We start from the raw sequence: 5382 nt of genomic DNA, 5'->3' as shown, positions 1-5382 counted from the left end.
CACACCTTTACCACCACCGCCACCGCCGCCTCCGGCCTCGTCAGCCAGCACTCGCCCGGCTTTGACCTCGACGTTGACCTGATTGCCCCGGCGCGTCCGCAGGTGGTCAGCGCTGACGACGACGCCGGCACCCTCACCGGCGCGCTCGCCAGCGGCGACGTTACCGACGACGCGCGGCCGCTGTTCAGCGGCCAGGCCGAGCCCGGCGCAGTTATCGTCTTTATGCTGGACGGCGCGGTTGCCGGCTCCGCGACCGTCGCCGCCGACGGCAGCTGGCAGTGGCGGCCCGACGCCGCCCTGCCCGACGGCCGGCACAGCTTCACCGCCCAGGCCACCGACCCGGCGGGCAACACCGGATTACCCTCCATCCCGTTCACCTTCATCGTGGACACCGTAATTGCGCAGCCGCTGCTGGAAACCGTGAGCGATGCGGTGACCGGCGGCGTGGAAGGTGCGATTAGCAACGACGGCACCGGCCTCACCAACGACGCCCGCCCCGTACTCAGCGGCCGCGCCGAAGCCGGCAGCCTGGTGACGATTTATGACGGCAGCTCAGCCATCGGCAGCGTCCGGGCCGATGCTGCAACCGGCGCGTGGCGCTGGCAGAGCAGCGAAAACCTGGGCGAAGGCGTGCACCTGCTGACCGTGCAGGCCACCGACCCGGCGGGCAACGTATCGGTGATGTCAGATAGCTTCACCATCACCATAGATACCCTGACTGTGCAGCCGGTGATTGCGACCATTACCGACGCGGTCAGCGGTGGCACGGTCGGCGCCGTTGCCAGCGACGGCACCGGCCTCACCAACGACGCCCGGCCGCTGCTTAATGGCACAGCGGAAAAAGGCAGCCTGGTCACCGTTTATGACGGTATCAGCGCCATCGGCAGCGTTTACGCCGATGCCGCTACCGGCATCTGGAGCTGGAAATTTACTGGAGCAGATAAGTTTGATGAAGGGAGCCACACGCTTTGCGTTAAAGCCATCGATGCAGCCGGTAATACTTCCATTCTGTCTGACAGTTTTACTATCACCGTTGATACACTGATTGCCCAGCCGATACTGGCAAAGATCACCGATGCGGTAAGCGGTGGCAATCTGGGCTCAATTCCTAATAACGGCACAGGCCTGACCAACGATGCGCGTCCCCTACTTAGTGGGAGCGCCGAGAAGGGCAGCCTGGTGACGATATACGATGGCAGCACGGCGGTGGGCAGCGTCTATGCCGATGCCGCTACCGGAGCGTGGAGCTGGCAATATGCTGGTGCAGAAAAATTTGAAGATGGCGTCCATACGCTCACGGTTAGCGCTGCCGATCCGGCAGGTAATCGATCGCAACTGTCGGATAGCATTATCATCACCGTCGATACCCACATTGCGCAGCCAACACTTGCTAGCGTCACCGATACGGTAACCGGCGGCACTCTTGGCGCCATTGCTAACGACGGCACCGGCCTCACCAACGATGCGCGTCCGCTGCTCAGCGGCAATGCTGAGAAAGGCAGCCTGATCACCATTTATGACGGTATCAGCGCCATCGGCAGCGTCTACGCCGATGCCGCTACCGGCGCGTGGAGCTGGCAGTATTCCGGTGCAGATAAGTTTGAGGAAGGCCCGCACACTCTGACAGTGCAGGCCGTCGATCAAGCGGGCAATATTTCTGCACGCTCACCAAGCTTCACCATCACCGTTGATGATGTGGTCAGCGTTCCGCTGGTTACCGGTATTTATGATAAAGTTGCTGGCGGCATCACTGGATTAATCAGTGATAACGGAATTACCAATGATAGCTCACCGACAATAACGGGCACCGCTGAACCCGGCGCGTTAGTACGTTTGCGACTGACTCTAGGGCACGGGTCTGAATGGGGTGAAGAGGATGGCGTTAACCGTAAAGGTTTTAATGTTATCGCAGATAAAAATGGCAACTGGTCGCTTACTATTCCCGAAACACTGCCGGATGGTGAATGGTATTTCCGCGCTGAACAAACTGATCTGGCGGGCAATTACAGTGGATTGGGTAGTCAATACATCATTAATATCGATACCACTCCACCGGTACTGCAGGGATTGATACGGATCGGTGATATATTAAAAGTCGATTTAACAGGAACTCATGCCCAAATCGGTGATTTGTTAAAGATCAAAATAGGTAGCGAAAATATTGAACATCTGCTTACCGCAGAAGATGTTGCTGCTAGCAGAGTGGATATCACGCTAAAAAAATGGTCCTACACCGACACTTACAACGCTACCTTGACTGACATCGCCGGGAATGAATCGCCATTATTACAACGCATTCCTTACATTCAGTACACTGATTTAGAAAGTATCACTCCTCAAACGGTGGCATCAGGAGCTTCATTAGATCTTGGTCTATTTAACTTTACTGCCGGCAGTTATGACAGCATCAATGATGGGACAGCTGGCATTATTGCTCCTGGAACTGTGATTGCAGGAATGGCCTCTCCCACATCAAACATTCTCTTATTACGCAGTTCTGGTGGCAGTGAGCTGAATAAATTAACACTGAAAGGTAATGATAGCGCCACCTATTTCAGTGTAGAAATCAGAGATCTTGAGAGCCTATTGACTATTAGGTTTTATGACCTCTCTGGTAACCTCGCTCACACCGTTTTACAACCTTCAGGTGGTAATGATTCTCTCATCAATTTTCAGGCCGAAATGCCTGAAGGGATCAATTTTCACTCCGTAAGCTTTGAATTCAGAGCAGGTGATGGCATTAGTCTTGATAATTTCGCATTAGGTAATCGTGCTCAAGATAATTTAGGCGTAACTTCCCGTCTGATGGATAATCCATTAAATGATTCTGCCTCTATACTTTTTGAACTAGAACACGAAGTTAATCTTAATCAATTCATTCAGGATCATCGTCTTAACCTTGAAACTATTGAGCCTGAATCACTGATGCTTTCCATAGGTGATGTTCTAAGTCATGGCCAGGGAAATTTTTTCGCAAGTAATGATAATATTCAATTACTCATCGAAGGACACGATACGAACAATATAACCTTGTCTGATTTACTTCCTGATGGTACTGATTCAGGTGACTGGAATCAGGTTGGAGACATTACAATTGCTGGTGTGCAATATATATCTTATACGCATGACGGCGCAGGCATTGAAGTTTTCATACAGCAGGGTATAAACGTTAATATGGAAAACAATTAATCCTTATTTTAAGCTGATAGCTTCCACGTTTAGGCTGCGATCAAAATAAAACAGGCTTTCCTATAATAGGAGAGTCTGGTTTAAATCCATCTAATCAGTTTATTTCGATCAGTTCTTTCCTACAGGTTTCGTTTCTTTTCTACATCTCCTACCTTCCCAGACCCGGCCTGTATTTCATCGCATCCCCTCCCGGCATAATTCCCGTTATTTATTTAATCTCAGCCACTTATTTCAGGAACTCTGTTTATGTCCGCTTCCGTTCTCGCCGTCGCCACGGCCGAAGGTAACCGCCTCTCTGCGCCGCTGATGCTGCCGTCCGGCAAAGGCACTCAGTACATTCACTCCACCCCCGGCCAGCGCATCGTGCTGTCCGATGCGCAGCATCCCGGTCAGCCCGCGCGGATGGCGATGAAGCGGCACGGCAAAAACCTGCTCCTGACCGTGCCGGGCGAGGATGAACCGCGCCTGGTCATCTACGATTTCTACGAGAACAACGCCCGCCTGCAGGGCATCGGCGAAGACGGCATGCCGCACGACTGGGTCTCCGCCGATAACGGCGAAGCGACCAGCAACATGGACGACGGCGAGAGCGCATTCCTGATGCTCAGCGGCGACGCCGCGGCTGATAGCGCCCCGCTGTTCGTGCCTGAGCATCACAGCGGCGCATGGATGGCGATGGCCGCCTTCGCCGGGCTGCTCGGCCTCGGCGGCATCGCGCGCGCCATGCAGAACCAGCACAGCGGACCGGGTGAATCGCCACCGCCGCCTCCGCAGATTGCCATGGCCACCGACGTGACCGGCATCTACACCGGCGCGCTCGCCCACGGCGGCGTTACCGATGATGCGCGGCCGCAACTCACCGGCAGCGGCAGCGTGCCCGGCGAGCTGATTACCGTCTACGCCGACGGCGTGGTGATTGGCTCCACCCTCGTCGCCGGAGACGGCAGCTGGACCTTCCGCCCCGACGCGGCGCTGGCGCACGGACTGCACACCTTTACCACCACCGCCACCGCCGCCTCCGGCCTCGTCAGCGAACACTCCCCCGGCTTTGACCTCGACGTTGACCTTATCGCCCCGGCCCGTCCGCAGGTGGTCAGCGCTGACGACGACGCCGGCACCCTCACCGGCGCGCTCGCCAGCGGCAGCGTCACCGACGACGCCCAGCCCCTGTTCAGCGGCCAGGCCGAGCCCGGCTCGCTCATCGTGTTTATGCTGGACGGCGCGGTTGCCGGCTCCGCGACCGTGGCCGCCGACGGCAGCTGGCAGTGGCAGCCCGACGCCGCCCTGCCCGACGGCCCGCACAGCTTCACCGCCCGGGCCACCGACCCGGCGGGCAACACCGGATTACCCTCCATCCCGTTCACCTTCACCGTGGATACCGTAATTGCGCAGCCGCTGCTGGAAACCGTGAGCGATGCGGTGACCGGCGGCGTGGAAGGTGCGATTAGCAACGACGGCACCGGCCTCACCAACGACGCGCGCCCCGTGCTCAGCGGCCGCGCCGAAACCGGCAGCCTGGTGACGATTTATGACGGCAACTCAGCCATCGGCAGCGTCCGGGCCGATGCTGCAACCGGCGCGTGGCGCTGGCAGAGCAGCGAAAACCTGGCCGAAGGCATGCACACGCTGACCGTGCAGGCCACCGACCCGGCGGGCAACGTCTCGGTGATTTCAGACGGCTTTACGATTACCGTAGATACCCTGATTGCACCGCCGCTGCTGGAAACCGTGACCGACGCTGTCAGCGGCGGCGTTGAAGGCGCGGTTAGCAATGACGGCACCGGCCTCACTAACGATGCGCGTCCGCTGCTCAACGGCAGCGCCGAAAAAGGCAGTCTGGTAACTATTTACGACGGCACTACGGCGGTGGGCAGCGTCTATGCCGACGTCAGCACCGGCGCGTGGAGCTGGCAGTTCACCGGCACAGATAAGTTTGAGGAAGGTCCGCACACGCTGACAGTGCAGGCCACCGATCCGGCGGGCAACGTCTCGGTGATTTCAGATAGCTTTACGATTACCGTAGATACCCTGATTAATCAGCCGGTGCTGTCTACCATCACCGATGCGGTAACCGGCGGCACGGTCGGCGCCATTGCCAACGACGGCACCGGCCTCACCAACGATGCACGTCCGCTGCTTAATGGCACGGCGGAAAAAGGCAGCCTGATCACCATTTATGACGGTATCAACGCC

General features: G+C 57.4%; 3 protein-coding genes. 2 read left to right on the top strand and 1 reads right to left on the bottom strand.

The genetic code is table 11. From position 1 onward, the window contains the following. The coding region (locus tag PZBJ_RS18670) for an Ig-like domain-containing protein (RefSeq protein ID WP_240632925.1) at window positions 1–3189 on the top strand (3189 nt) is incomplete at its 5' end. Window positions 3190–3420: 231 nt separating this feature from the next. On the opposite strand, the gene PZBJ_RS24160 is transcribed toward PZBJ_RS18670, so the two are convergent. Further along, window positions 3421–3723 (bottom strand): hypothetical protein, encoded by a 303-nt coding sequence (locus PZBJ_RS24160; protein WP_158238615.1) that lies wholly within the window; start codon window positions 3721–3723, stop codon window positions 3421–3423. On the opposite strand from PZBJ_RS24160, the gene PZBJ_RS18665 reads away from it, so the two are divergent. Next, a partial coding sequence (locus tag PZBJ_RS18665; protein ID WP_240632924.1) for an Ig-like domain-containing protein occupies window positions 3715–5382 on the top strand: 1668 nt, incomplete at its 3' end. The genes PZBJ_RS24160 and PZBJ_RS18665 overlap by 9 nt on opposite strands.

The organism is Pantoea endophytica, assembly GCF_002858935.1.
GTDB lineage: Bacteria > Pseudomonadota > Gammaproteobacteria > Enterobacterales > Enterobacteriaceae > Pantoea > Pantoea leporis.
This window is presented reverse-complemented; position numbering and strand designations above follow the sequence as displayed.